The sequence below is a fragment of the Streptomyces sp. NBC_01341 genome, assembly GCF_035946055.1.
GTDB lineage: Bacteria > Actinomycetota > Actinomycetes > Streptomycetales > Streptomycetaceae > Streptomyces.
The window spans coordinates 5196777-5223294 of record NZ_CP108364.1; the positions used below are offsets into that span (position 1 = coordinate 5196777).

The following is a 26518-nucleotide window of genomic DNA, read 5'->3' on the forward strand; positions in this document are numbered from 1 at the left end:
ACGGACCATGCCGGGGAAGTCGCGACGCCGGTGAAGGGATGCGTCTCCATGGCGATCGAGGTCGGTACACGGGCTCCGGATCTTGAGCTGAAGGACAACCACGGGCGGACCGTGAGGCTCTCTGATTTCCAGGGTTCTCACGGCGCCAAGAACGTGGTGCTGGTCTTCTACCCGTTCGCCTTCACCGGCGTCTGCACGGGCGAGCTCTGTGCGCTCCGCGACGAGCTGCCGCGGTTCGAGAACGACGACACCCAGCTGCTCGCCGTCTCCAACGACTCGATCCACACCCTGCGCGTCTTCGCCGAGCAGGAGGGCCTGGAGTACCCGCTGCTGTCGGACTTCTGGCCGCACGGCGCCGCCTCGCGGGCGTACGGCGTCTTCGACGAGGAGAAGGGGTGCGCGGTGCGCGGCACCTTCGTCATCGACAAGGGGGGCGTGGTCCGCTGGACCGTCGTCAACGGCCTCCCGGACGCGCGTGACCTGAACGACTACGTCAAGGCGCTCGACTCCATCTGACCGGTGGAGCCCCCGCCCGCCCGCTGCGGTGACCGGGGTCCGTGACGTGCGGGTCCGGGGTTTGTGACCTCCCGGATCCGGGGATCTCCTGGCGGCGACCGGCCAAAAGCCTGTTTTGGCCGGGAACCGGTCACTAGGATCCGATCGTTGATCCGATGCCAACGCACGACGGGGTGCTGGTGTCTGCCGGCCCTCTCAAAACTTTTGGAGGACTCGTGGGAGTCAGCCTCAGCAAGGGCGGCAACGTCTCGCTGACCAAGGCCGCGCCGAACCTGACAGCGGTCATCGTCGGTCTGGGCTGGGATGCCCGTACGACCACCGGCGGTGACTTCGACCTCGACGCCAGCGCTCTGCTGACGAACGCCGAGGGCAAGGTCGGCAGCGACGGTAATTTCGTCTTCTTCAACAACCTCAAGAGCCCCGACGGCTCCGTCGAGCACACCGGTGACAACCTCACCGGTGAGGGCGAGGGCGACGACGAGGTCATCAAGGTCAACCTCGCCGGCGTCCCGGCCGACGTCGACAAGATCGTCTTCCCGGTCTCGATCTACGAGGCCGAGACCCGCCAGCAGAGCTTCGGCCAGGTGCGCAACGCCTACATCCGCGTGGTGAACCAGGCGGACAACACCGAACTCGCGCGCTACGACCTGAGCGAGGACGCCTCGACGGAGACCGCGATGGTCTTCGGCGAGCTCTACCGCAACGGCGCGGAGTGGAAGTTCCGTGCCATCGGCCAGGGGTACGCCTCGGGGCTGCGCGGTATCGCGCAGGACTTCGGCGTCAACGTCTGATCCGGTCCGGAGGCAGCTCCGGTCCCTTCGGCTCCACCGCGTCCGGCGTCGCACCACGTGCGGCGCCGGACGCGCTGGGCAGAGCGCCCCGCGTCCGGCAGGCGCCTGCCGCCAGAACGACTGTCCATCGACTCGGGGAGGACACACCATGGGCGTCACGCTCGCCAAGGGAGGCAATGTCTCCCTCTCCAAGGCCGCACCCAATCTCACGCAGGTGCTGGTCGGGCTCGGCTGGGACGCACGATCCACGACCGGAGCCGACTTCGACCTCGACGCCAGCGCGCTGCTGTGCCAGTCGGGCCGGGTCCTCGGCGACGAGTGGTTCGTGTTCTACAACAACCTCACCAGCCCCGACGGCTCCGTCGAGCACACCGGCGACAACCTCACCGGTGAGGGTGACGGCGACGACGAGTCCGTCCTCGTGAACCTGGCGCAGGTGCCCGCGCACTGCGACAAGATTCTTTTCCCGGTCTCGATCCATGAAGCCGACAATCGTGGGCAGACCTTCGGACAGGTCAGCAATGCCTTCATCCGTGTGGTGAATCAGGCGGACGGTCAGGAACTGGCGCGCTACGACCTCACCGAGGACGCCTCGACGGAGACGGCGATGATCTTCGGCGAGCTCTACCGCTATGGCGGGGAGTGGAAATTCCGTGCCGTGGGACAGGGGTACGCGTCAGGGCTCCGGGGCATCGCTCTAGACTTCGGGGTCAACGTTTCGTAAAGCCGCGCACGGCGCGGGGGACCCGTTACATACACGATGGGGTAGCCAGTGCTTCTGAAAACCTTCGGCTGGTCGATCGCGTTCACCGCGCTCGGCCTGGTCGCAGCGGTGTTCTACGGGGGGTGGCAGGCATTCGGCGTCGTCGCCATCCTGTCGGTCCTCGAGATCTCGCTGTCCTTCGACAACGCGGTGATCAACGCCGGGATCCTGAAGAAGATGAATGCCTTCTGGCAGAGAATCTTCCTCACCATCGGTGTCCTCATCGCCGTCTTCGGTATGCGGCTGGTCTTCCCCGTCGTGATCGTCGCCATCAGCGCCAAGCTGGGTCCGATCGAGGCCGTCGACCTCTCGTTCAACGACCCCGACATGTACAAGGAACTGGTCACGGACGCCCATCCGTCGATCGCCGCCTTCGGTGGCATGTTCCTGCTCATGATCTTCCTCGACTTCATCTTCGAGGACCGTGACATCCAGTGGCTGCGCTGGATCGAGCGCCCGCTCGCCAAGCTCGGCAAGGTCGACATGCTGTCGGTCTGCGTCGCGCTCATCGTCCTGCTGATCAGCGCGCTCACGTTCGCGACCCACGCCCACCAGCACGGTGGCGGGCACGCCGACAAGACGTCGACCGTGCTGCTCTCCGGGATCGCCGGTCTGATCACCTATCTCGTGGTCGGCGGCCTGTCCGGGTTCTTCGAGAACAAGCTGGAAGAGGAGGAGGAGCGCGAGCAGGAGGCCGAGGAAGAGGCCAAGAAGTCCGGGAAGCCGGTTGCCGCGGTGGCACTGGCCGGCAAGGCCGCGTTCTTCATGTTCCTCTACCTCGAGGTCCTCGACGCGTCCTTCTCGTTCGACGGCGTCATCGGCGCCTTCGCCATCACCAACGAGATCGTGCTGATGGCCCTCGGCCTCGGTATCGGTGCCCTGTACGTCCGTTCGCTCACCGTGTACCTGGTGCGCCAGGGCACCCTGGACGACTACGTCTACCTGGAGCACGGCGCGCACTACGCGATCGGCGCCCTGTCGATCATCCTGCTCGTCACCATCCAGTACGAGATCAACGAGATCATCACCGGTCTCGTCGGCGTCGTCCTGATCGCCTGGTCCTTCTGGTCCTCGGTCCGGCGCAACAAGGCGATCGAGGCGGCCGGCGGTGACGGCGGCGGCTCCGATTCCAAGGCGGAAGTCTCCTCCGGGGTGTGACCCGGTAGGGATTGAGGAACGCTCTCTCTGCGGGGCGGCCCACGTCGGCGGTTCCGGGAGCGCCCGGAACCGGCCCGGTGGCCGCCCCGCAGTGATGTGCGGGGCGGCCCGGCCCGTAGGGGCGCGGGGTCGGGAAGTACTACGGATGCATGGGGGTTGGGATGGCCTTCTGGGACGGCTTGTTTCCGGGACGCGCGGCGCAGTTCGAGTCGGGTAACTCCGCGACGAACTCCATCGTGCTCTCCCGGCGCAACGCGACGGTCTCGCTGACCAAGCAGGGCGCGCTGTCGGGCAATCTGCGCGTCAACCTGTCGTGGCGCATGCGTACCTCGGACATCGGGGGCAGGTCGCGGCAGAGCGGCCGGCTGCTGCGCCCGCTGAAGCTCTTCAAGCCCGACGTGGTCCAGGCCCACACCCAGGGCATGGTCAACGTCGACCTGGACCTGGGCTGCATGTACGAACTCGCGGACGGCACCAAGGGTGTGGTGCAGCCGCTGGGCAACCTCATCGGTGACCTGAACTCGGCGCCGTACATCCGGCTCAGCGGGGACGACCGGTTCGGGGCGCCGTCGGGCGAGACCGTCTATGTGAACCTCGACAAGCGCGACGAGATCAAGCGCCTGCTGTTCTTCGTCTACATCTACGACCAGACCCCGGCCTTCGACCGCACGCACGCCAAGGTGACGCTCTACCCGGGCAACGGCCCGCGTATCGAGATCGAGCTGGACGAGCGCGCCCCGCAGGCCCGCTCCTGCGCGGTGTTCACCGTGGACAACACCAAGGGTGAGCTGGTCGTGCGGCGCGAGGTCAAGTTCGTCTACGGCTTCCAGTCGGAGCTGGACCGCATGTACGGCTTCGGCATGCAGTGGGGGCGCGGCTACAAGACGCGGGCCTGAGTGCGCACCGTCGAGGGCACCCGCGGCGCCGGTTCAGGACCGGAGGAACTGCGGGCCCTGCGGGGGCAGCACGAAATTCGGGTCTGCCGCGTGTGCCGCGGCCGCGGCGGGCTGGGGGTAGCCGTACGCCGGCTGGGCGGCGGGCTGCGGGTAGCCGTACGCGGGCTGGGCCGCCGTGGAGGGCTGCGGGTATCCGTAGGAGCCCTGGGGCGCGGCGGCCGGCTGCGGGTAGCCGTAGGCGGGCTGCTGATGCTGCACCGTGGCCTGACTGTCGGGCTCGGGCGTGCCGGTCTCCGGCAGGGTCCGGCCGGACGCGGACGCGTCGCTCCCGGGACCCGGCTCTGCGGCCGCCTCGGCCTCGTCCACCGAGATGCCGAACGCGGTGGCCAGTCCGACGAGGCCCGTGGGGTAGCCCTGGCCCACGGCACGGAACTTCCAGCCCTCGCCGCGCCGGTAGAGCTCGCCGCAGATGACGGCCGTCTCCTCGCCGGTCTCCGCCCGCACGTCGAAGACCGCGAGCGGCTCACCGTCCGCCGATGCCGCGTCGTACAGCGATATCCGCAGGTCGCGCACGTTCTCGAAAGCGGCTTCGTCGCAGGACGCCGCGATGACCACCTGGTCCACGGACGGGTCGAGGGCGGAGAGGTCCGCCTCGATGGTGTCCGTGAGCCCCTCGGGCGAGCTGCGCTTGGGCAGCCGCCGCACGAGGCCGGAAGGGTGCCGCGGCTGGTTGTAGAAGACGAAGTCCTCGTCGGAACGCACCCGACCGGAGGAACCGAGCAGAAGCGCGGAGGCGTCCACGTCCGGCACGCCCGTGCCCGGTGTCCAGTGCAGCACGGCCCGTACGGCCATGGCGTCGAGGGGGACGTTCGAGCCCTTCAGCATCGCGTGCGTCATGGCGGTCATCCTGCCTGCTGGTGGGGTGCCCGGACAACGCGGGGGTACGAACCAGTAGGCCAGGCGATGCCGGTACGCGGCACGATGGCGCGCCGGGCGGGTACGGGATACACCAGGGTTACCCGAAGTTCATATGCGCGGGGAACCGGCGACACCTGTCCGAACGTACTATTACCGGCCATACGATGTCCGGTCTATCAGGCAGTACGGGGGAAACGCATGCGTCATTTCGGGCATATCTCGCCCGCTGTCCGAGAGGGCCTGTTCTTCAGAGAGCCGTGCGCTTTCACCGCGGGCTCCTCGGCCCAGGTGTTGTCCGCCGCCCTGGGAGCCACTCTCTACAGCCCGGCCACGCGGCCCAGGCTCGCCGACGACGTCATCAAACAGGTGAGCGGGGGCGTCGTCTCCATGGTGCTCTGCCTGGAGGATTCCATCGACGACGCCGAAGTGGTGGGCGCCGAGGCCAACCTCGTCCGGCAGTTCGCCGACCTCGAGAAGCGGGCCGTCGACGTGCCGCTGCTCTTCATCAGGGTCCGTGAGCCGCAGCAGATCTCCGACCTCGTCCGCCGGCTCGGCAGCTCCGTCCGGTTGTTGTCCGGATTCGTACTTCCGAAGTTCACGGAAGGGCGGGGCGAGCTGTTCCTCGAAGCCCTCACCGGGGCCGAGGCGGACAGTGGGCACCGGCTCTTCGCCATGCCCGTCCTCGAATCGCCGGAGCTGCTGCACCTCGAGACCCGGAGCGAGACCCTCCGGGGAATCGCGCGCACCGTCGACAAGTACCGGGAGCGGGTCCTCGCGCTACGGCTCGGCGTCACCGACTTCTGCTCCGCCTACGGGCTGCGCCGCGCGCCCGACATGACGGCGTACGACGTCCAGATCGTCGGCGCGGTCATCGGCGACGTCGTCAACGTCCTGGGCAGGGCGGACGGCACCGGCTTCACCATCACCGGGCCCGTGTGGGAGTACTTCCGGCTCCAGGAGCGGATGTTCAAACCCCAGCTGCGCCGCAGCCCCTTCGTGGGACAGGCCGAGAAGCTGCGCACCGCCCTGATCGAGCACGACCTCGACGGGCTGCTGCGGGAGATCGAGCTGGACCGCGCCAACGGACTGCTCGGCAAGACGTGCATCCACCCCTCCCACGTGCTGCCCGTGCACGCGCTGTCCGTCGTCAGCCACGAGGAGTACAGCGACGCCCAGGACATCCTGCGGCCCGAACGGGGCGGCGGCGGGGTGCTGCGCTCCGCCTACACGAACAAGATGAACGAAGTGAAACCCCACCGCGCCTGGGCGGAACGGACCCTGCAGCGGGCAGAGGTCTTCGGTGTGGCCCGGGAGGACGTCGGGTTCGTGGAGCTCCTGGCCGCGGGCGTGACGGACTGATCACGGACATGGCCGAGCACACACCGGAAGAAGCCGTGCACATACCGGAAGAAGACGCAGTGGACGTGGAGTGGTCGGGCAACTGGGTCGCGGAACGGCTCGGGATCGAGCTCGTCGGCGACGGGGAACTCCGGGAGCTGCTGGGCCTCGCCCTGCGCCGCAACCCGAAGCGCGCCCATCTGCTCGTGTCGAACATCCTGGGCAAGCACGTGCCCCAGCGGCCGTCCGTCGTCTACGGCGCCGGCTTCGAGCTGGGCGAACGGGTGAGGAACCTGCTCGGCGAGGCCGAGGCCCGCCGGGCGGTCGTCCTCGGCTACGCGGAGACGGCGACCGGACTCGGGCACGCCGTGGCCGACGGGCTCGGCACCGCCCCGTACCTCCACTCGACGCGCCGGCCCGTCGCCGGCGTCGCGCCGGCCGGCGGCTTCGAGGAGTCGCACTCCCACGCCACCTCCCACCTGCTGCTGCCCGAGAACCCGGGCCTGCTCAGGAACACCGAGGACGGTGCGCCGCTGGTCCTGGTCGACGACGAGTTCTCCACCGGCAACACCGTGCTCAACACCATCCGCGCCCTGCACGCGCGGTTCCCGCGGGACCGCTACGTCATCGTGGCGCTGGTCGACATGCGTTCCGAGGCCGACCAGGGGCGGCTCGCCGAGTTCGCCGCCGAGATCGGCGCCCGCGTCGACCTGATCGCCCGCGCCCGCGGCACCGTGCTCCTCCCGGACGGTGTCCTGGAGAAGGGCCGGAGCCTCGTCGCCGAACACGAGACCGAGCCGGCCCCGCGCGAGGCCCCCGCGCCGCGGACCGAGCCCGTGCGCGTCGGTCTCGACTGGCCGGCCGGCGTACCCGACGGCGGACGCCACGGCTTCACCCCCGCCCACCGCGCGGCCCTGGAGGCGGCACTGCCCGCCATGGCCGGACGCGTCGCCGACGCGCTCGGCGACGCCCGCGACGTGCTCGTCCTCGGCTTCGAGGAGCTGATGTACGCGCCGCTGCGGCTCGGCACCGCACTGGAGGACGCCACGACCGCCGACGTGCGCTACTCCACCACCACCCGCTCGCCCGTCCTCGCCGTGGACGACCCCGGCTACGCGATACGCAGCCGCCTCGTCTTCCCGGCCCACGACGATCCGGCCGACGGCCCCGGCGACCGCTACGCCTACAACGTCGCGGGCGGCGGCTTCGACGCGGTCGTCGCCGTCGTCGACTCCACCGCGGACACCGAGGCCCTGCACGCCCCCGGCGGACTGCTGGCCACGCTCGCCGCGCACACCGACCGGGTACTGCTCGCGGTGGTCCCCTCGTACGTCCCGTCGCCGACCCCCCACAGGCAGGAAGCCGCCATGCTGCCCGAACCCCTCCGGGGCCCCGCCTTCTCCTCCTACGCGGCAGAAGACGTCGGCTGGCTGCTCCAGGACCTCTCGGACACCGCTCTGGAGGCCCCGACCGAGGAGCGCGAGGAGGCGATCCAGAGCGGTGGCGCGCACTACGCCGAGTCGCTGCCCGTCGAGTACCAGCCCACCCGGCAGTACCAGGAGCTGTTCAAGGCCGCCCTGGACGCCTCGGCGGCCCGTATCGCCCGCGCCGTCGGCACGGTCACGGAGACCGTCCTCGCGGAATCCCCCTCCTCCCGGCCCGGTTCGGGCGACAGGACCCCCGTCCTCGTCTCCCTCGCCCGGGCCGGCACCCCCGTCGGCGTCCTGATGCGCCGATGGGCCCTCCACCGGCACGGACTCGACCTGCCGCACTACGCCGTCTCCATCGTCCGGGGCCGCGGCATCGACGCCAACGCCCTGCGCTGGCTGGCCGCCCACCACGACCCGGCAGACGTCGTCTTCGTCGACGGCTGGACGGGCAAGGGCGCCATCACCCGTGAACTCGCCGCAGCGCTGGAGGAGTTCGGCGGCTTCAACCCGGACATCGCCGTACTGGCCGACCCGGGCGGCTGCGTCCGGACCTACGGCACGCGCGAGGACTTCCTCATCCCGTCGGCCTGCCTGAACTCCACGGTCTCCGGGCTCGTCTCCCGCACGGTCCTGCGCTCCGACCTGGTCGGCCCGCACGACTTCCACGGCGCGAAGTTCTACCGCGAACTCGCGGACTCCGACGTGTCCGGCCTGTTCGTCGACAAGGTCGTCGCCCGCTTCGACGAGGTCGCCGACGCGGTGGACGCCGAGGCCAAGGAGATGCTCGGCGCGGACCGCGCCCCCACCTGGGACGGCTGGGCCGCCGTCGAGCGGATCAGCGAGGAGTACGGCATCCACGACGTGAACCTGGTCAAGCCCGGCGTCGGCGAGACGACCCGGGTGCTGCTGCGCCGCGTCCCGTGGAAGATCCTCGCCAAGCGAGGCGCCGGCGCCGACCTCGACCACGTGCGCCTGCTCGCCGAACAGCGCGGTGTCCCCGTCGAGGAGGTCGGCGAACTCCCCTACACCTGCGTCGGGTTGATCCACCCCAAGTACACCCGCGGCGCGACCGGCGCCGATGGCACGGCGGTGACGGCGAAGTGACCGACATCCCGGACACGCCCGTCACGCTCGTCGCCAGTGACCTCGACCGCACACTCATCTACTCGGCGGCGGCGCTCCAGCTCGACATGCCGGACGAGCGCGCACCGCGCCTCCTCTGCGTGGAGGTCTACGGCCGGGCGCCCCTCTCCTACATGACGGAGACGGCCGCCGCCCTGATCGGCGAACTGGCCCGCACCACCGTGTTCGTGCCGACCACCACCCGGACCCGGGAGCAGTACGCCCGTATCCACCTGCCCGGCCCCGCCCCCCGGTACGCCATCTGCGCCAACGGCGGCCACCTCCTGGTCGACGGCGTCTCCGACCCCGGATGGCAGGGGCGGGTCACCCGGCGGCTCACCGACGAATGCGCCTCACTCGCCGAGGTCCGCGCCCACCTCCAGGCCACGAGCGACCCCTCCTGGCTGCTCAAGGAGCGCGTCGCCGAAGACCTCTTCGCCTACCTCGTCGTCGACCGCGGCGCGCTGCCCGAGGGCTGGGTCAAGGAGCTGGCGGACTGGGCCGACCCCAAGGGCTGGACCGTCTCCCTCCAGGGCCGCAAGATCTACGCCGTACCGAAGCCGCTCACCAAGAGCGCCGCGATGCGCGAGGTGGCACGCCGCTGCGGCGCCGTGAAGACCCTCGCCGCCGGTGACTCGCTCCTGGACGCCGACCTGCTGCTCGCGGCCGACCAGGCCTGGCGCCCGGGCCACGGCGAACTCGCCGACAGCGGCTGGGGCGCGCCCAACACCGAAGTGCTCAGGGAGCGGGGTGCCGCCGCGGGGGAGGAGATCCTGCGCCGTTTCCTGCGCGCCTCCGACCCGGTGCGGGCGGGTCGCTGAGCGGACCTGGGGCCGGCCTTCCCCGGCGAACAGGAGAAGTTGACGACGCAAGCATCGAATAGCCTGGTGGTGTACTTCGTAGCTCGTGAGACGGGAATGACGTGACCACCCCTGCCTTCGGTTATCAAGAGACCTGTCTCCCGGTCGACGACTGGCTCTCGCAGCGGCTGCTCGGGGCGGGGGTTCACGGCCCGGAGAAGGAGGCGCTGGTCCAGGCGGCCCGCGAGGAATTCAAGACGGTCTACCGGGATCTCCTCGACGAGCTGCTGGAACAGGCCCGGAAGGCCGCCCCCGCCGCGCCGGTGCCGGTCGATGGCGCCGAGTCGGTGATCGCGGCGTGGGAGGCGTTCGAGGAGCGCGACGGAGAGATCGCGGGTGCGGTGCTGGATGCCACCCGGCGGCGAATTCCCCGTGAGCTCGGTGACATGGACGAGGCGGTCAAGAGGGCCTACGCCGTGCTCACCCCCGCGGACCGGGTGCGCTCGGTGGTGGACCAGGCGGCGTTGCTGTCCAGCCAGGTGCTGGGCGGGACCCGGTACCCGGGGCGTGGGGGCGCGCCGGTGGTTCAGGCGCCCGGCTGGGTGTGGGCTCCGGGGCACGGCCAGGGCGTGTCGGTCGACGCGGTGTCGCCGGGCATGGCGGAGGCGGCCCACAGCGTCGCCACGGTGGGCCAGCGGCTGGTCAACGTCGAGGGGGACGGCGACTGTCTGTTCAGCGCGTTCGTCGTCGCGGCTGAACTGCGGGACGAATACGGACGGTTGAGGACGTCCGGCTGGCTGCGGCAGCACCTTGCCAGTCGACTGGAAGGGGTCATCCACCAGCCGCTGGACATATGGGCCGATCTGGGGATGCAGACGCTGGGCGCGCGTTTCGAGCTGGTCCGCGCCGTGCGGACTCCTGGGCACTGGGACAGCGATCACGGGGACGCCTTCCCGTATCTGCTGACGTGGGCGCACGACGTCACCCTGGAGTACTTCCCGTTCGAGACGGGCCGTGACGCGGAGGACTGGGAGGAGTACGGGGCGGGCCGGCGCAGAGTGTCGCTGGTCCGGTTCAACCCCGGGGAGGGCTGGCAGCACTGGGCGGCGGCCGTGCCCGGGGACGCTCCGGTGCTCAGGGAGACGACGGCGCCGGGCCGGGAGCGCGGGCAATCGTCGGCCGGGTCGTACACCGGCCGGGCCTCACGGTCCACATCCCGGTCAGCCCCCGCGGCCGGGGGGTACGAGCGTGCGGGCAGTCTGTTCAGCGATGTGTCCCGCGCGAGTACGGCCTACGGCGGCGGCATGCAGATCGATCATGCGGGGCCTGCGTTCGATTTCGACCAGGACGATCGGATGACGGTCGACGCGGCGCAGGCGGCGGAGCGGGCCCTCACGCCCCGGACCCAGCCGCGCCGACCCGTGCGTGAGCACACCGTGATCGATGTGGACGACCGTCTTCAGGAGAGCTTGTGGAAGCTGGGTGACCGGGCCCGGCACCCGTGGCACGGGGAGTCGGAGCGCATTCCCTACGACTTCAGGCGCTCAGGGACCCAGAATCTGCAGCCGGAGCAGGAGGCGCACCTGTTCGCCGTGCTGCGGGCGGAACGCGGCGCCAACCTCGCCCGCGGTGTCGACGAGACGGTGGGCGGCGTCCTCCGGCGTATTCAGGCGATGTACGGCGGCATCGTGCTGGACGCGATGGACCTGCTCCGTCTTCGCCAGCGCTATCACGACCAGCTGCAGGTGCAGGCGCACCGGCCACCGCAGCCGCAGCCGCAGCCGCAAGTGCCTCAGCCTCAGCTGCCCCAGCCGCAGGCGTCGCAGCCGCGTGTGGGACTGCTCGACGGGGTGCCTGCCCTCGAAGCCGTGCGCGCCCTGGCTGCCGCCGAGTACGTCCGGAACAACAACGGCAGTGTCAAGGGCATCACCCAGTCGAAGATGACCCGGCTCGCCGACGGACGAGACCTGGGGAGGGCCCTCGGCTCATGGGTCGAGATGGTCCGCCGGGGGCGCCCGCCGGTCGCTGCAGGGACCAGGGAGTTCTTGGAGAGTCTGGGCGTCGTGAAGCCCGACGGCGGAACGAAGGCACGCCCGGATCTGCCGCAGCCGCCGTCGGCGGAGACACTCGAAGGGGTGAACCTGAGCGAGCGGTTGCTGGCACTGGCCGCAAAGGAGTACGTCGAGAGCACGGGCAAGGTCCGGGGGATCACCGGCTCGAAGGTTCGGCGGAACATCGAAGGGCGGGGGTGGACCGCGGAGCTCGGTACCTGGATCAAGAACATCCGTGCGGGGTACTCCATTGATGCCCGCACGAGAGCATTCCTGCGGGGCCTCGGGGTCATCGCAGGCGCGGAGGTGGATGAGCAGGCCGTGCCGGTCCGCCCGGAGCCGCCCCGCGGGGAGCCCCTGGGGCCGGAGGCGCTGGAGGGGGTGAAGCCGAGCGAGCGGCTGCGGGCCCTGGCTGCCGCGGAGTATGTGAGTACCGGCGGTACGGCCATCACGCGGACGGAGATCCGCGAGTACCGCGGAGAGGATCTGGGCACGAAGCTGGGTTCCTGGGTGAACGCGGTTCGTGTGAAGCGCGTGAACATCGACCCGCGGACGAGAAGGTATCTGGAGAGCTGGGGTGTCCTCAGCCGGACTCAGGCAGAGGCTGTGCCCGGCCCCTCGGCATCCGCTGAGACCGCACCTGTCACGCAGCCGCCCGCTGACGAGCCGCGTCCGATCCTGTACGCCTCCGGCATCCGTGCCCACGTGCTGGACGTACTGCGTGAGCGCGGTGCGTCGACGGCCATCTCGGAACGCGTCATAGCAGGCGCCTACGCACGGATTCCGTCCGAGTTGCGTTCGCCCGATCCACGTCGGGCGGCGCGTGACATCGTGGACATTCTGCAGTTCGGCAGGGTGACACGCCTGCCCGGCGGCACCCGTCCGGCGGGCATCGGCGATCAGTCGTCCGGTTCCGGACAACAGGAATCGGTGCGAGTGCCGCTGGGCGCCCGCGTGACCGTAGGGCTGCCGCGTACGGGCAGCGCGGGCGTGATCCTGGCAGATCCGGCTGCTGTGGTGGGGGCCGACCATACGGCAGGGCAGGGCGCGCTCTCCACGAAGGACGGGAAACAAGCTCTGTCCCAGCCCCTTTCGTGGACGCGCTTCCACGTCTCGGATCCGCACCGGCTCCATGCCCTGTTCGGCTATGACGTGAGCGACGCCGGCGACATCCGGTTCGGCGACGGCGACGGGACAGTTCATTTGTCAGCGAACGACTGGATGGCCTACGGCGACGACTTCCTCCATCTCGCTGACGGCGTGGTCCTGCGGGGCGACAGCGGATGGATCGGGCGGGTGGACAACTGGGACGCCCTCACGGACAGCCTGGGCGGCACCGGTACCGAAGCCACGCATTCCGTCCTCACCGACGGCCGGGCCATCCATGTTCTTCCGCTCGGCGGAGCCACCGGCCCGGCCGTTCGCCTCCCGCTCGTACCCGAGGGGGCATCGGCCGGGAGGGATGCCGCTCCTACGGTGCCGGACGCACCGGCGGTAGAGGTCCGCATCAGCACTCCACGCATCGTGGATGCGGAGGCAATCGCGGCCGAGGAAACCCGGGGCGTGGAGGCCCTGGCCGTCGAGGAGGCCGTCTCCGCGGTGTCCGCGCCGAATGACGGACCGACGCTGAAGGCGTTCCTGGACGCTCCTCCCTCGCTGGACGGTCAGGTGGCCGGCCCGGGGGTGCGAGTCGGGGGCGGCACGGCCGCTGCTGAGCCGTCCTCCGGGACGGAGTCCCGGCCGACGCCGACGGATGTGGATGGTCGGCAGGAGGCGGTCGCCGGTGTGCCCGAGCCGGTGCACGAACTGTCCGCGCCTGTCGTCCATCCGGAACCCGAAGCGGATCCGCCCGCCGTGGAGGAGGTCGCGCGTGCCTCGTCCCTCGCGGAGGACGTGGGAGACCTGCTCGCGAGCTTGAACGAGGATGTCCGTCTCGCGGTGCGCACCTGGGACCGGCCGGTCGACGTCGAGGTCGAGGCGCTGGCGGGCATCCTGAAGGGGATGGGGTCGCGGTCACTGGTGTTCGGTACGAGCGCGGACGGTCCGGTGTGGGCGATCAACCTGGGAGGCACTGTCCAGTGGTTCACCCACGACTTCGGACCGCTGCCGGTTCCCCAGCCCGCTGATGGCCTGTTCGCCTCGATCGACATCGACCACCACGGCCAGCTGACAGGCCCGGCTGCCCGCGCACTGTTGGAGGCAGGGTCACCACAGGGCAGCGGGACGAAGACCGGATTCTGCGATCTGAACGTGGGCGTGGACCTGTCGACCGTTCTCGGCAGGCGGCCCCGATGAAGTGGTCCGGGACAACGACGTGATCTTCGGGACCGGTTGAGCCGAGCGGGGCAGGTCGTCGCGACCGGAGGACACGCGCCCGTGCCCCGCGATCCCCGGTGGGTCAGCCGCAACAGCCGCCGCCGCAGCACCCGCCGCCTCCACCGCCTCCGCCCGACGGGGCGGGAGCACCGGAAGCGGTGGAGCCCCCCACGGCGACGGCGGAGAGCAGCTTCACGGTGTCGTCGTGCCCGGCGGGGCAGGAGGCCGGAGCGGAGGATTCGGCCATCGGACGGCTGACTTCGAACGTGTCGCCGCAGGGGCGGCAGCGGTACTCGTAACGAGGCATGGCCCCAGATTAGAGCCTCGGGCCGTTCGTCACCTCAGGCATCGGAGTGCGGCGGCGACGCTGCTCCATCGTGGCCTGCTCGGGGTGCCGGGCCCGCCAGTACGGATTGTCGTGGGGCAGCCCGCCAGTGACTCTTCCGTACATGCCGAACGTCATCAGCAGCAGCCCGACGATGAAGCTGAAGATCACGTTCTGCATCTCGAAGGCCAGGAAGTTCGCATCCGTGTCCAGCAGCGCCAGATTCACGAAACCGCTCAGGACGAAGGCGATGCCCACGACCATGTTGAGGGTCGAGGCGAAGTTCCCGCCGATGACCATCCCGAAGAAGAGCAGCAGCCCGATACAGATGGACAGGATGCTCAGTGTGCCGTTCGTGTTGAGCCCGGCCACCGTGTCCCCGCCGGTGTCGAAGTAGCCGATACGGTCGATGAGACCCAGGATGCCGAAGACGACGAGCACAAGGCCCATGAGCCCGGCACCCACCCGGTAGAACCGGCTGAGCCGATGATCGACGGGCAGGTGCTCGTCCAGCCGGATGGCCTTGCGGCGCCGGCCGGCGGAGTGCAGGACGTGTGCGGCCATGACGGCCTCCTTCAGGCCGCGTGCGGCCACCGGAACGCGTTCAGCGGGAGCCGCTGCGTACTTCCAGGGTCGGCCCACCCGCCGCCGGGGACAAATCGGACGGTCGCGAGCGGTGCCGAGCGCAGGCACGGGAAAGGCGTCGTCGGCTCGAAGAAACGGTCCCGGAGGAGGCGCGGTCAGGCGCCGCCGCCCAGCTCCTCGCGGATCGCGGAGACCACCCTGGCCGCCGTCTGCCGTACCGACTCGGTCTCGGTCAGGAAGTGCCAGTAGTCGGGATGACGCCCCTCCAGACCGGTGGTCGCCCGCTCCAGCCGGGCCACGGCATCGTCCAGCGGACGGGCATGGCGCGGATCCGGCGTGTTGCGCCCGGTCATGGCCAGGCGCTGGGCGTCCCGCAGGGCGAACCGGGTGCGGTCGATCTCGGCCTGGGGATTCTTCGCCACCGCGTCGAGCCGCCGCAACCGGTCACCCGCGGCGGACACGGCCTCGTCCGTCGTGTTGAGCAACGCCCGGACCGTGCTGAGCCGGGACGTCGCATCCGCCCAACGCTGCTCGGAACGTGCCTCGGCGGCCTCGGCCAGCTTCGCCTCCGCCTGCCGGACGTTGACCGCCGCCTGCTCGGGAACCGGCTGCAGGTCCTGCCAGCAGGCTGCGGAGAAGCGCCTCCGGAGCTCGCTGAGCACCGGCTCGACCTGCCCGGAGCGGGTCGTCAACGCCTGGGCGCGGGTGCGCAGAGACACGAGTCTGCGGTCGATCTCCGCGGCGTGCTCCGGGAGGCGGTCGGCTTCCGCGCGCACCGCCTCGGCATCGCGCAGCACCCGGTCCGCGCGCTGAAGCGTTTCGGCGACGCCGTGCCGCCCGGCACCCTGATTGAGCTTGGTCAGCTCCGGGGCGAGGGCCGCCAAGCGGGCGGCAAGATCATCCGCACGCAGTCCTGAGGCGCGCACGGCATCCAGAGCGTTACTCGCGGCGAGCAACGCCTGCCGGGCCCGCTCCACCGCCGGAGCCAGACGCGCCAGCTGGGTCTCCGCGCTGTTGAGCAGCGTCCCGAGCCCTTCGGCGAACCGGTCGAGCTCGCCCTTCACCCGCACCAGCTCGTCCTTGGCCCGGGCCAGCTGGGTCCTGGCCCCGGCTGCGGCCGAGGGCTCCAGATCGTCCCGGTCGAGGTCGTGCGCGTCCACAGCGGTGATGTAGATGTGGCTGACCTCGTCGATCCGGCGCCCCAGGGCCGCGAAATCCTCCGCCACCTTGCGGGCGCGGGGCGAACTGTCGACGGCGGTGATCGTCTCGATCGAGATCTGCAGATCCCGCTGGGCGGTGTCGAGCTCGTAGAACGCGGAGGCCGCCGCGTCCTTCGCCGCCTGGGCGTCGGCCCGCTGATTCTCCCCGCGGCCCCCGAACCAGCGCCGGGTCCCCCCGCCGGCGAAAGCTCCCAGCAGGGCCGAGGCGATCAGCGGCACCGGCAGAAGCACCAGCGTCAGGACGTCCCTCACGGCGGGACCAACACTCGCATTCGCCTGCGGCCGCGTGTGTGTCGCCGTCACATCCCTCTCCCGTGCCGATTCGCCCCGCCCGGTTCATTCTCGCACCAGTAAGGACGAACACACGGGCCGGTTAGTTCGCGCTTCGGACGGTGACTTCACCGTTGTCGCTGCGCGCCTTCACCACATGCCGGCTGCTGTCGCTGCGGGGCACCTTCACGGAGACGGCACCGTTGTCGGCACGGGCGGACACCGCGTACGCCTCCGTCCCTCCGGGGAGGTCGATGTCGATGCTCCCGTTGTCACTGACGGTGTCCACGAGATCCGGCACGGAGGAGAACCCGAGCTGGATCGACCCGTTGTCCGCGTGTGCGACCACAGAGCCCCCCGAGACCCGCTCGGCCACCACGGACCCGTTGTCGCTCTGCAGCTCCAGCGGCCCGGAGGCGTCGCGCACGTCGATACCACCGTTGTCGGCGGAGATCTTCAGCCGGGTCGTGAAGCCGGCCGCCGTGACCTCACCGTTGTCGCCCTCGACGGAGAGGGACACCCCGCGCGGCACCTTGACCTCGTGCCGCGCCTCGCAGTTGCTGATCATCGCGCTGCACTTCACGCGGAGCGTCAGCCTGTCCCCCTCGAGCTTCCACACGGGGTCGGGACCGCTGCCCAGGAAGACCCACCCGTCGACGCGGCGGGTCACCTCGATCCGGTCCACATCGGCGGGCACGAGCTCCAGGGTCGAGTTGGAGGCGTCGATGGTGAGATTCTTCCCGTCGAAGGCGAAGGACTTGTGCTCGGCCGGCGCACCCTCCGCGTCCGTACTGCCGCAGCCGCTGAGCGCGGTGACAAGAAGTGCGGCCCCGCCGACGGCCACGAGAGCCTTGGTACGCCGTGTACGGATGGTCATGATCGAGTCCCCCTGAGAGCGCTGCCGATGTGGCTCCACCGTATGAAAGCACCGCCCCCGGAACGATCCGGACGCCTACCGTCTCCGGGGTGGGGTTAGCCCCCGTACCCCGGCCGCCCGGTGCGCGCTCGTGCAGCACCCGTGCAGCGCCCGTACGGAGGGTGGGCTCCGCCGGCGGGCGGGGCGAGGAACCGGATTGCCGCCGAGGGGCCCGGGCCATGTAACCTGTTGGCTCATCCACGGGTGCGTAGCTCAGGGGTAGAGCGCTGCTCTTACAAAGCAGATGTCGGCGGTTCGAAACCGTCCGCGCCCACCAGTGCAGAGGCCCCCAACCGATCATGGTTGGGGGCCTCTGACATCTACTTCTGACACCAACGGGCGCGGTCACCCACGATCGGGACGCTGCGGCTTCGGTATTCGGTCAAGGCACCCGGCTGCACTCCTCTCCGCCGGGCGCGCTCCCAGTGCTGGCTGCGCCCGCGCTCCCGCCTTCGGCCCGTTCGGCGATGCCACCGTCTACGCGCGCCCGCAGAGGCCCGTAGAGCATGAGACCACGCCCGCGGCTTCAAGACGATGCCTCCGGTCGGGGCGCGCAGACTCCGCGGGCCCGGGGCGTCGAGGCCGTTCTTACAGTGGCGCGCTCCAGCGTGGCGTCCTGAACCACGTCCGCTCCATGGTGTGTGGGTCGAAGGCGGCTGGGGTGAGTGGTGGGGCTGTGGCTGGTGCAAAAAGGGGGGGGGGAGAGGGGGGTGGATGCCACGGCCTTAGGCTCACAGTCCCGAGGTGGACCCGGGGACCTTTGTGCCCACCCCCCTTAGCCGCGGACCTCATGGGTTCTCCGACCGGCCTATGACGAGCAAGCTACCAAGTGGATCTGACAGTGGGTCTGCGACCACGAAGTGAGATCAGCGGCTGACTCCGACCGCCCCGAACGGCATCGGCCATAGGGCGACTTCACTGGCCCCGAGGCCAAGGCAGCAAGCCGCCTGAGCTGGGCCGACGAACCTACTGGATCGATCTGGCAAGGATGCGGGCCGCAGATGCAGATCGGGTGGCCGCGCTGTCAGCCGGCTGCGGTCACCAGGCCCAGCACCACAAACGCGGCTCCCGCGATACCGAACCCGATTCGCATGTGGTCAGGGCTCTTCCACGGCGTTCCCCATCGGGACCTCCTCGTCACCACCACGTCCGCCCAATCCCAGATCCAAAGGGCAACGTTGCGGTAGTCGCAGGCCACCACTATCAGGCCCCCTCCGACGAGCAGTTCGACTACTCCGCGAAGTAGCAACGCTGTTCCTTCATCCGCCCTGACAACCACGGCAGTTGTGGTCTTACGGGCGTATTGCCTACAGGCTCCGAGACCATCGTTTGATGATCCTTGCCGTCAGCTCGGGGTTCGACCACACCTGGATACGGACCTTCTCGGTCGTCTCGGGGGTCTTGTGGGAGTCGACGTCGGCCTGAGTTGCCCGGGCCAGATTTCTCCGGGACACGCGGACCCGATTGCCCCCAGGCGGGACTTCGAACGTCGCGGCCTCCGGGCCGTAGTCCGTGCAGCCAAGAATCCTCAGCCGGCCCGCCGACACGATGAGGCCGGCCTCAACCACGTGATCGAATTCCGCGCTGTCATCACTCGGTTCCTGAGCCAGGACATCGACCGTGACAGATACGTCGACGTTGACAGACGTGCCGATGCCGAGCGCGTCCGGTGCGACCGCGAGGTGATCAGCAACCGCCTGGTCCGTCCATGCGTCGCTCAGGTCACCGTCTGAATCCGCATCGGCTACATGTATCTGGAAGTAGTCGGCGAAGAGCGTGAGCTCTGTCGATGTCGTCATGACGGCACAGTGCCATGCAGCACCGACAGCCGGCGACGCTGTCAGCGGCCGGCCCGCGTCGAGCGCGACGGCACAGTCCACGCCGATGCAGCCGATCGACCGGCCACAGGACCACAACAGTGTCCTCGTGGTCTGCGTCGCCCTGGCCGCCGCGACCTCGGGTTGCAGCGTGCCCATCGATGCCTTCGCGTGCATCTCCGTGACCCGCGACGGTCGTCTGCTCGGCGTCATGATGGTCTGCGGGCATCGGATCGACGGGGCGACGCTTTACGTGAGCGCTCCCCACGTGCGCTGGCGCCGTTCCGATGATGTCGTCGAGGCGTTGGGCGCGCACCCCGAGCCGGTTTTCGTCGGTTTCGAGGGCTCGGTCGCCGAGCCGTGCGGGCTGCACCCGGAGCAGGTCGTCACTTTCCCGTACGCCGGCTCCCTGCCCTCCCGGCTCGAGGCCAGGATCGATGGCCTGGGAGGGAGTCCAGGAGCGGAGGGCCGGGAAGGAGGAACTGGACGACGAGTGGGTCACCTACCACCACGACCTGTCCATGCCCCAGGGCTGCCGGGTGGGCGGGTTCCCTTCGTGGTACACGACCGATCCCTCTCCCATGAACTGCGAAGCCTGCGCGGCCCCCACGATCCTGCTGATCACCGTCAGCAGCCGCGAGTGGGACGGCCGCGACGGCAGCTGGATGCCCGTCGAGGAGGGGGACACGGCGGAGGACCTGCGCGACCCCTGTCCGACGAAGTTCGCGGTCGGCCGGGACGGCCTCCTGAACGTCTTCGCGTGTCCCACCGATCCCGGGCACCCGCACAGGTTCAGCGTCCAGTAACGCGGCAGGTGCCCTGGCGGTGCCCGGGCCCGACGGTACGGGGTCTCAGTTCCGCCCGTCCCGGATCAACTCGCCGATCTCGTCCGGCAGCCCCTCGTGCGCGGCGAGCCTCGCCAGCGCCGCACGGCTCTCCGGGACCGACCTGGTGCAGGTGAGCGCCCCCACCGCCTTCGCGGCCGCCATACCGCGCTCGACGTACTGCTCCGCGAGGTTCATCAGCCACGGTGTCAGGGCGGCCTCGTCATCGACCATGAGGCCGCACCAGTACAGCGTCTGCTCGGCGATCCAGGCCGTGATGCGCCGGGTCCAGACCTCCTCGAAGTCCGCCGTGGTGAGCCCGCGGCGGGCGCACTCGGCCTCGGCGTCGGCCATGCGCTCGGCCGTCACGTGTCGTGCGTACGGCATGCGCTCCCGCAGCACGGCACGGATCTCGGTCCACTCCGGATAGCCGCACTCGGAGGAGTCGTGCACCGCCACCTCCTCCGGCGGCTCGGGCTCGGGCAGCGGTCGCTGCGGCAGGCAGGCTTCCAGCACCGCCCGTGCGTAGGCGAGGGTCTCCTCGTCCTCCTTCTCCGAGGTCCAGATGAAGGCGTTGTCCCAGGGGTACGGGTAGGCCTGCAGCACGTGCGGCAGCAGCGGCGTCCCGTCGGCTTCGGTGGTCACTTGACTCCCAGGTATTCCATCGCGCTCTTGGGGTCGTTCATCTTGCCGGAGCCCAGGGCCGCCTGCTTGTCCGCGTCGCTCTTCGCGTTCCACGCGTCGTCCATCGCCTTGATCTGCTGCGGTGTGAAGTCCTGCCCGGCGATGCGTACGCCGAGGCCGTTCTCCGCGAAGGTCTGCGCCGGCGTGCCCCCCGGGGTGACGTTGTTCTTCTTGTCCGTCTGGTAACCGTCGAAGATCTTGTGCCAGTCCTTCTGCTGCTCGATCTCGTAGCGCGCGGCCCGGGGCGGCGTGCTGCCCTCCTGCCTGGCCCATTCGGCCAGCCGCTCAGCCTGGGCGGGAACGGTGTACTTGGTCGCCGCGTTGGCGGTGTTCTTCACCTCCACGGCGTGGACGCTGCCGTCCTTCCCCTTGTAGAGGACGTCCACGTCGTCCACCCCGCTGACGTCGACCGTCGTGCCGTCGCCCATGTCGACCGACTGCCGGCCCTTCTTGGCCCCGACCGCTCCGTACACCTTGGTGCCGTCGGCGGCCTCGGAGACCGCCCGCTGTGCGGCGCGTACCTCGGCCATCGATTCGGCCAGCTTGTGCCGGTCGCCGGCCTTGAGCACCTCGGAGGCCAGCGATCCCCGCGTCTGGGTGTCGATCGCCTTGTTGTTGAGCATGGCGTCGAGGTCCTTCAGCGCGGCTGCCAGCTCCTGCTTGCTGTACTCGCCCTTGCTGTAGTCGGGATCGTCCTTGGCCTTGGCGACCAGGTTGTCGATGCCCTTCTCGTTGAGCGTCAGGCGGTCCGACTTGGGTGTCTTCTGCTTGTCGCGGGCATCCATGATCGTCTGCTTGAGCCGTGCGGCCACGTCGCCGAGTTCGGCGGCGTCGGCCGCCCTGTCCGCGTCGTCCGCCTCCTTCTGTGCCTCGCGGGCGTCATCCGCCTCGGCGCCCTTGCACGGCTCCGGCCCGTCCTCGGCGACGAAGCCCACCCGAACAGCCCCCGGCGCTGCCGCGAGGACGAGGGTGCCGCCGCCCGGGCCGCCCAGCGGCCGGGGGATCCCGCCGCCGTACGGTACGAGACGTGCGCCGTCGAGGGCGGCGAGCCTGCATTCCCCCGCCTCCTCGACCTTCTTCTTCGCGTCGTCGGCGATGTCCTGGGCCTCGTCGGCCGCGTCCCGCGCACCCTTGACGTCACCCGCGTCCGCGGCCTTGCGGGCGCGCTTCGTCACGTCCTTCGCCTTGTCGACGGCCTCGGTGACCGCCCCCGCGATCTTGCCCAGGCGGCCGAGTTTGCCGAGCTTGGCGGCGGCCTTCGCCTCGCCGTAGCCGGGGATGAACAGCGAGCCGACGTTCCAGACGACGTTGCTGACGGCCTGGGTCTCCTCGCCCCTGTTCCAGGTCTCCCGTACGTCGTCGCCGAGGAACATGTCGTCCAGCGGCTTCACGACGACGTCGACGCCGCTCCCGCCCCAGTCGGTCAGCGCGTCCCAGTAATCGCCCTTGTCCCACTTGTCGCCGGCGTCACCGGTGCCCTCGGTCCACGTGTCGCCGAGCACTTTGCCGTAGTCCGCGAAACCCGTGACGCTGTCGATCGGGTGGATGATCGTGTCCCAGGTGTCCGTGAGGTCACCCCATACGCCGTCGACGAAGAGGCCCTCGCCGACCTGACCCAGCTGGTCGGCCGTGCAACCCCAGAACCCGGAGCACTCCTCCTTCTTGTCGTCGTCGCCGTCATCGCCCTCGTTGTCCTTCTTGCCGCCGTCGCCGATGGGCTCGTACGGGTCGGTCGGGTCACCTGACTCGTCGTCCTCGGAGCCGGGCGGGCCGCCACCGGGCCCGTCCTGGGTGCCCCCGCCGGTGGTGCCCCCGTCGGTGCCCTGGTCCGTGGAGCCGGCCGGGTTCTCCTCGGTGTCCCCGCCCGCCTGGGTCGTGCTGCCGCCCGCCGGGCAGGACTGACCGACCAGGGAGCAGATCGCCTCCTGCAGCCTGCCGGAGATCTGTGCGCCGACGCCGCTGAGCACCAGGGCGGCGATGACGGCGGCGACCACGACGACCAGGCCGGTGTACTCCACCGCCGACTGACCCCGGTCGCGACGCCAGGTGAGCATGTGGGGGAGCGAGAACGGCGGTTGCTCCTCGCGTTCGGACGGCGCCGAGCGGAACCACTCCCGCGTGTCCTTCGTGCACAGGAAGACCAGGATCACCACGGGCAGCAGGAGCTGGGTGAAGCCCTGCGGCGAGCCGTCCCGTACGTTGGCGAGCGCCCCGAGGACGAGCCATACCTGTACGGCGACCAGCCCTCGGCGGACCCCCTTGCCGCCCGTCCACGCCCGGCGCGCGAGCATCCACCCGGTGACCCCGGGCGCCGCCGCGTACAGCAGGGTGCCGAGCACCAGGCCGCCCAGCGCGTCCACCTGGGCCGCGGAGAGCAGCAGCCCGACGCCGCCCACGAGCGTGGCCCCGAACAGGACGAACACGAGCAGGCGTGCGACCGCGAGTTGCTGTGGCATGGTGCGGCGTACCGCTCCGCCCGTACCGGTGGCACCAACGTAGAAGGACATAACCGTCCCACCCCCCCGCGCCGAGGCTAGATCACCCGGGCGATTGCCAGATGGGCCCGTGGGCCCAAATCCGGGCCCAACCAAGCCCGTTGCGGGGCCGCACGTGCCGGTTCCACGCACAGGGGCGGGCCGCCGGCCGGCTGCCGGGACCCGGGCCCTGCGCGTGGCGGAGAAGGGCGGCGGCGGAGCGTACTCTCAGGCCCCCGTCCGTCCGCCGCCGCGATTCCGGTCGCCCAGGTGCCCGTGCAGGGCGGCGACCGCGAGGGAGACGGCGGTGGTCACGAAGAGGCTCCCGATCAGGATCAGGGTCACTCCTACGGCGAAGAGGCCGCTGGAGTCGTCCGACCAGTCGTAGCCGGCGGCAGCCGTCAGCCCGACGCTGATCCCGGTCACGGCAGCTGTGACGCGGCCCCGGGAGGCCGCCCAGTACACCGCCACCAGCAAGGTCAGCACCAGTCCGATCACCTGCCACGCCTCGTACGGGCCCGTCGTCGAGCCGTCCGGGTGGACATCGCGGTGCTGGTCCCAGCCCAGCCAGCCGGCCCATGAGGCCGCGGCGATTACGGCGAGCGCGAAGGCCGACAGCGGCTGGAAAGTCGTTTTCGGGGTTCCTGTGGACATGGCCACAGCGTTCCGGCTCGTTCCACTGCGGAACAGGGCGCACGTACTCAGTTCCACCCGAGTACGACGGTCCGGGGGCCGCACCGCGCGCTGCCCCTGAGCGCGGTCCTGCGCGTGGTCAGTCGGCGACCCCCAGGTCCTCGCGCATGATCCGGCGCATCGCCGTGAGCGCGGGCTCCGCGGCCTTCAGATCGAGGAGTGCCTGCTCCGCGCTCTCGCCGTCCCCGGCCAGGCCGCGGTCGATGCGCTTGGCGGTGGCGTCGACGGCGGCCAGTACGACGTTCACCTCACGGGACGCCGCGAGCACGGCTTCGGGCACGATCATCTGCGACTCGGCGTAACGGTCCCGGTAGTCCCGCCGGGCCTCCTCGACCCGGGTGCGTTCGTCGTCGGTGTAGACGCCGTCGCGCAGGCGGTGAAGGGCGTCCTTCAGCACGGTGTGGAAGTTGCGGGACGCCCGGTTCATGGCGGTGTACGCGCCGCGCCGGTCCTCGAAGTGCCGCCTGCTCTCCTCGGCCTGACTGTCCGCCATCCTCTGACGCCTCGTCACCCAGGTGGTCACCAGAGGGGCCGAGAGTGTGCCCAGCACCCCGACGACGGCAGTGACCATGGTGGCTATGGCGGTACCCATACGTGCGAGCCTACGGGACAGCCCTCAGGGCCCGGACTCGTGCCCGGGACCGGGCGCCGGGGTCCCGGCAGCGCGTGGCTCGCGCGGGTCCTGGGCGGAGCCCGCCGTCAGCCGCGTGACGGCGTCCAGCACCGCGGCCCACGGGAGCTCGCGCACCGCCGGCCCCTCGCGCGGCTCGTGGAGTGTCCAGACACCGGCGCCCTGGACGATCTCGACGCCCGCCGTCCGCAGCGCCGCGAGATGTCCGTCCCAGGCGGGGTGCCGTACGTGTGCGGCGTTCACCCGGGGAAAGATCACGACGGGTACGCCGACCGTGCCCAGCGCCTCGCCCACCTGCGTCAGGGCCTGGTTGTCCGCGATGCCCGTCGCGAGCTTGGCGACGAAGTTGGCGCTGGCGGGGGCGACGGCGAAGCAGTCGGCGACCGGGTGGGGGCGGGGCTCGGCCGGTAGGCGCGGCGTGTCGCGCACCGGCAGGCCGGTCAGCCGCTCCAGGCGGTCCACCTCACCGTTCGCCCGGAGCCACCGCCCGGCGTTCGGGGTCAGGGTCACGGCCACGGTCCAGCCGAGGGCCGTGGCCGGTTCGACCAGGCCGGTGCGCAGCATCTCGACGCCGTCGGCCGCCGCACCCACGACCGCCAGCACGCCACGACTGCCCGTCCTCATGCCTCGCCACCCTCGCTCCGTCCGTACCGACGCGTGAGCAGTACAGCAGAGGGGTCCCGAGTCCGGAGCGGCTGTCCGCGGTCGCCCTCGCCTTCCACGGCCGGCCGGTGAGGCGGTCTCACGAGTGGAAACCCTCCCAGTACGCCTCATGACCGCATGTGAAGTCGCCGGGGCGTTCGGCGCGCAGCACCGTGTAACGGTCGGCGAAGACCACCAGCGCCTCGTGGAGCGAGCACCGCAAGTGCTCCCGGATCACCGTGATTCCGGGCAGCACCCGATGAGTGACGATCTCGTCGTCGGCGGCATCGAAGGTCGCGCCATCGGTCATCTCCGTGATCGAAGCCGACCCCCGGCCCGGCCGCAACGGATTTACCGCACCGTGCCGGCCACCCCGTTCCCTTCACCTCGCCTCGCCGGCCCTTCCCTCCGGGCGGTCCGCGGTCGCGGCCGGACAGCCGACTCCTCCGGTTCACCGCCCGTCTCCGGTGCCGGCGGCTCCGGGATGCGCGCGGGCGGGGCGCGAGGGACCGTGGAGGCATGTCCGGACACCCGCCCGTGATCGTCTATCCGCCCTCGTCGACGGGAGGGCGGCGCGTCACGGTCCACGGCCGGATCGTCGGGCTGGCGCACGGACGTGGGGAGGTCGCCTCCCTGCTGCGGGCGGCAGGGTTCGCCGCGGGCGACAGCGACATCGACCTCGACCAGCCGGAGTTGATCGAGTGGCGGGGCGGCGACCTCGACACCTGGACGTAGCTCCGCCGCCGGTGGGTGAGCGGACCGCGTCACCCGAACGGGGGCCTCCGGCTCGTCGCCGGGGCGCCCTTCGCACAGGGTCGGTCCTGCCCGTCGCCCCGTCGGGCCGTTCGCCTGCCGAGTGGAGGATTCATGGCTCAGTCAGCTCCCGCCCCCGGAAACTCCCGGCCCACCGGCACCGGACACGGAGGCGCGTGGGCGGCCGGCGGGACGATGTTCGCCGGAGTCCTGCTGCTCGTCGACGGTCTCCTGTCCGTCTTCAAGGGCATCGCGGGCATCGCCACGGACGACGTCTACGCGGTCGTCAACAACTACACGTTCGCCTTCAACGTGACGTCGTGGGGATGGATCCACCTGGTCCTCGGCGTGATCCTCGTGATCGTCGGCCTGGGCATCCTGAAGGGCGCCGCCTGGGCCCGTGGCGCGGGCGTCGGTCTCGCCGCGCTGAACATCATCGCCAACTTCATCTGGCTGCCCTACCAGCCCGTGTGGGCGATCGTCTCGATCGCGATCGACGCGTTCGTGATCTGGGCCCTGTGCACGGACCACCCGGACCGCCCGAAGGAGGCCTACTGACGTGATCCGTGAGACGTCCGCGACGAC

The 26518-nt window shown here is 70.3% G+C and carries 24 protein-coding genes and 1 tRNA gene; 13 read left to right on the forward strand and 12 right to left on the reverse strand.

Annotation, left to right across the window (positions count from 1 at the left end; all coding sequences use genetic code 11):
• The first annotated feature begins 48 nt into the window (after positions 1-48).
• From OG206_RS22815 to OG206_RS22835, 5 genes are all read left to right on the forward strand, one after another.
• The gene (locus tag OG206_RS22815; protein WP_327119002.1) at positions 49-516 is read left to right on the forward strand and encodes a peroxiredoxin; all 468 of its coding nucleotides are present in this window, start codon (positions 49-51) and stop codon (positions 514-516) included.
• A gap of 215 nt (positions 517-731) precedes the next feature.
• The gene (locus OG206_RS22820) at positions 732-1307 is read left to right on the forward strand and encodes a TerD family protein (RefSeq protein ID WP_327119004.1); all 576 of its coding nucleotides are present in this window, start codon (positions 732-734) and stop codon (positions 1305-1307) included.
• A gap of 148 nt (positions 1308-1455) precedes the next feature.
• Positions 1456-2031 carry a TerD family protein gene (locus OG206_RS22825; RefSeq protein ID WP_327119006.1) on the forward strand — a complete coding sequence of 192 codons (576 nt, stop codon included), beginning with the start codon at positions 1456-1458 and terminating at the stop codon, positions 2029-2031.
• Between the two features lie 48 nt (positions 2032-2079).
• The gene (locus tag OG206_RS22830; RefSeq protein WP_327119008.1) at positions 2080-3228 is read left to right on the forward strand and encodes a DUF475 domain-containing protein; all 1149 of its coding nucleotides are present in this window, start codon (positions 2080-2082) and stop codon (positions 3226-3228) included.
• A 161-nt stretch (positions 3229-3389) separates the two neighbouring features.
• Positions 3390-4124 (forward strand): TerD family protein, encoded by a 735-nt coding sequence (locus tag OG206_RS22835; protein ID WP_327122366.1) that lies wholly within the window; start codon positions 3390-3392, stop codon positions 4122-4124.
• Between the two features lie 33 nt (positions 4125-4157).
• Here the strand turns inward: OG206_RS22835 and OG206_RS22840 are convergent, their stop codons facing one another.
• On the reverse strand, positions 4158-5030 hold the full coding sequence (locus tag OG206_RS22840) for a TerD family protein (RefSeq protein WP_327119010.1): 873 nt from the start codon (positions 5028-5030) through the stop codon (positions 4158-4160).
• A gap of 210 nt (positions 5031-5240) precedes the next feature.
• Here OG206_RS22840 and OG206_RS22845 point away from each other — a divergent pair, with 210 nt between their 5' ends.
• The 4 genes from OG206_RS22845 (at position 5241) to OG206_RS22860 (ending at position 14078) form a co-directional block, all read left to right on the forward strand.
• Positions 5241-6401 carry an HpcH/HpaI aldolase/citrate lyase family protein gene (locus tag OG206_RS22845; RefSeq protein WP_327119012.1) on the forward strand — a complete coding sequence of 387 codons (1161 nt, stop codon included), beginning with the start codon at positions 5241-5243 and terminating at the stop codon, positions 6399-6401.
• 8 nt (positions 6402-6409) lie between these two features.
• Complete coding sequence (locus tag OG206_RS22850) at positions 6410-8914, forward strand: phosphoribosyltransferase (protein ID WP_327119014.1); 2505 nt, start codon at positions 6410-6412, stop codon at positions 8912-8914.
• A gap of 5 nt (positions 8915-8919) precedes the next feature.
• Positions 8920-9753, forward strand: a complete 834-nt coding sequence (locus OG206_RS22855) for an HAD family hydrolase (protein ID WP_327122367.1) — start codon at positions 8920-8922, stop codon at positions 9751-9753.
• Positions 9754-9854: 101 nt separating this feature from the next.
• On the forward strand, positions 9855-14078 hold the full coding sequence (locus OG206_RS22860) for an OTU domain-containing protein (RefSeq protein WP_327119016.1): 4224 nt from the start codon (positions 9855-9857) through the stop codon (positions 14076-14078).
• Between the two features lie 103 nt (positions 14079-14181).
• Here the strand turns inward: OG206_RS22860 and OG206_RS22865 are convergent, their stop codons facing one another.
• The 4 genes from OG206_RS22865 to OG206_RS22880 all read right to left on the reverse strand — a co-directional run bounded on the left by OG206_RS22865 (position 14182) and on the right by OG206_RS22880 (position 17376).
• A complete protein-coding gene (locus OG206_RS22865; protein WP_327119018.1) occupies positions 14182-14406 on the reverse strand; it encodes an FmdB family zinc ribbon protein in 225 nt (74 codons plus the stop codon).
• Between the two features lie 9 nt (positions 14407-14415).
• Positions 14416-14988, reverse strand: coding sequence for a DUF4383 domain-containing protein (locus OG206_RS22870; RefSeq protein WP_327119020.1), 573 nt, complete (start codon positions 14986-14988; stop codon positions 14416-14418).
• A gap of 176 nt (positions 14989-15164) precedes the next feature.
• The gene (locus OG206_RS22875; RefSeq protein WP_327119022.1) at positions 15165-16532 is read right to left on the reverse strand and encodes a hypothetical protein; all 1368 of its coding nucleotides are present in this window, start codon (positions 16530-16532) and stop codon (positions 15165-15167) included.
• Between the two features lie 70 nt (positions 16533-16602).
• Positions 16603-17376: a DUF4097 family beta strand repeat-containing protein gene (locus OG206_RS22880; protein ID WP_327119024.1), complete on the reverse strand. Its 774-nt coding sequence runs from the start codon at positions 17374-17376 to the stop codon at positions 16603-16605.
• Positions 17377-17617: 241 nt separating this feature from the next.
• Between OG206_RS22880 and OG206_RS22885 the strand changes: the two genes are divergently transcribed.
• Positions 17618-17692, forward strand: a tRNA-Val gene (locus OG206_RS22885).
• Between the two features lie 1030 nt (positions 17693-18722).
• Here the strand turns inward: OG206_RS22885 and OG206_RS22890 are convergent.
• Positions 18723-19409, reverse strand: coding sequence for a hypothetical protein (locus tag OG206_RS22890; protein ID WP_327119026.1), 687 nt, complete (start codon positions 19407-19409; stop codon positions 18723-18725).
• Positions 19410-19669: 260 nt separating this feature from the next.
• On the opposite strand from OG206_RS22890, the gene OG206_RS22895 reads away from it, so the two are divergent.
• Positions 19670-20038 (forward strand): hypothetical protein, encoded by a 369-nt coding sequence (locus OG206_RS22895; RefSeq protein ID WP_327119028.1) that lies wholly within the window; start codon positions 19670-19672, stop codon positions 20036-20038.
• A 45-nt stretch (positions 20039-20083) separates the two neighbouring features.
• On the opposite strand, the gene OG206_RS22900 is transcribed toward OG206_RS22895, so the two are convergent.
• The 6 genes from OG206_RS22900 to OG206_RS22925 all read right to left on the reverse strand — a co-directional run bounded on the left by OG206_RS22900 (position 20084) and on the right by OG206_RS22925 (position 25490).
• On the reverse strand, positions 20084-20701 hold the full coding sequence (locus OG206_RS22900; protein ID WP_327119030.1) for a hypothetical protein: 618 nt from the start codon (positions 20699-20701) through the stop codon (positions 20084-20086).
• Entirely contained in the window at positions 20698-23247 is a 2550-nt protein-coding gene (locus OG206_RS22905; RefSeq protein WP_327119032.1) for a hypothetical protein, read from the reverse strand. The genes OG206_RS22900 and OG206_RS22905 overlap by 4 nt, the downstream gene beginning before the upstream one ends.
• A 195-nt stretch (positions 23248-23442) precedes the next feature.
• Entirely contained in the window at positions 23443-23868 is a 426-nt protein-coding gene (locus tag OG206_RS22910; protein ID WP_327119034.1) for a hypothetical protein, read from the reverse strand.
• A 118-nt stretch (positions 23869-23986) separates the two neighbouring features.
• Complete coding sequence (locus tag OG206_RS22915; protein WP_327119036.1) at positions 23987-24499, reverse strand: hypothetical protein; 513 nt, start codon at positions 24497-24499, stop codon at positions 23987-23989.
• Positions 24500-24523: 24 nt separating this feature from the next.
• Entirely contained in the window at positions 24524-25162 is a 639-nt protein-coding gene (locus OG206_RS22920) for a flavoprotein (RefSeq protein WP_327119038.1), read from the reverse strand.
• A 118-nt stretch (positions 25163-25280) separates the two neighbouring features.
• A complete protein-coding gene (locus OG206_RS22925) occupies positions 25281-25490 on the reverse strand; it encodes a hypothetical protein (protein ID WP_327119040.1) in 210 nt (69 codons plus the stop codon).
• A gap of 209 nt (positions 25491-25699) precedes the next feature.
• On the opposite strand from OG206_RS22925, the gene OG206_RS22930 reads away from it, so the two are divergent.
• Positions 25700-25915: a hypothetical protein gene (locus OG206_RS22930; RefSeq protein WP_327119042.1), complete on the forward strand. Its 216-nt coding sequence runs from the start codon at positions 25700-25702 to the stop codon at positions 25913-25915.
• A 132-nt stretch (positions 25916-26047) separates the two neighbouring features.
• The gene (locus OG206_RS22935) at positions 26048-26491 is read left to right on the forward strand and encodes a DUF7144 family membrane protein (protein ID WP_327119044.1); all 444 of its coding nucleotides are present in this window, start codon (positions 26048-26050) and stop codon (positions 26489-26491) included.
• Positions 26492-26518 lie beyond the last annotated feature (27 nt).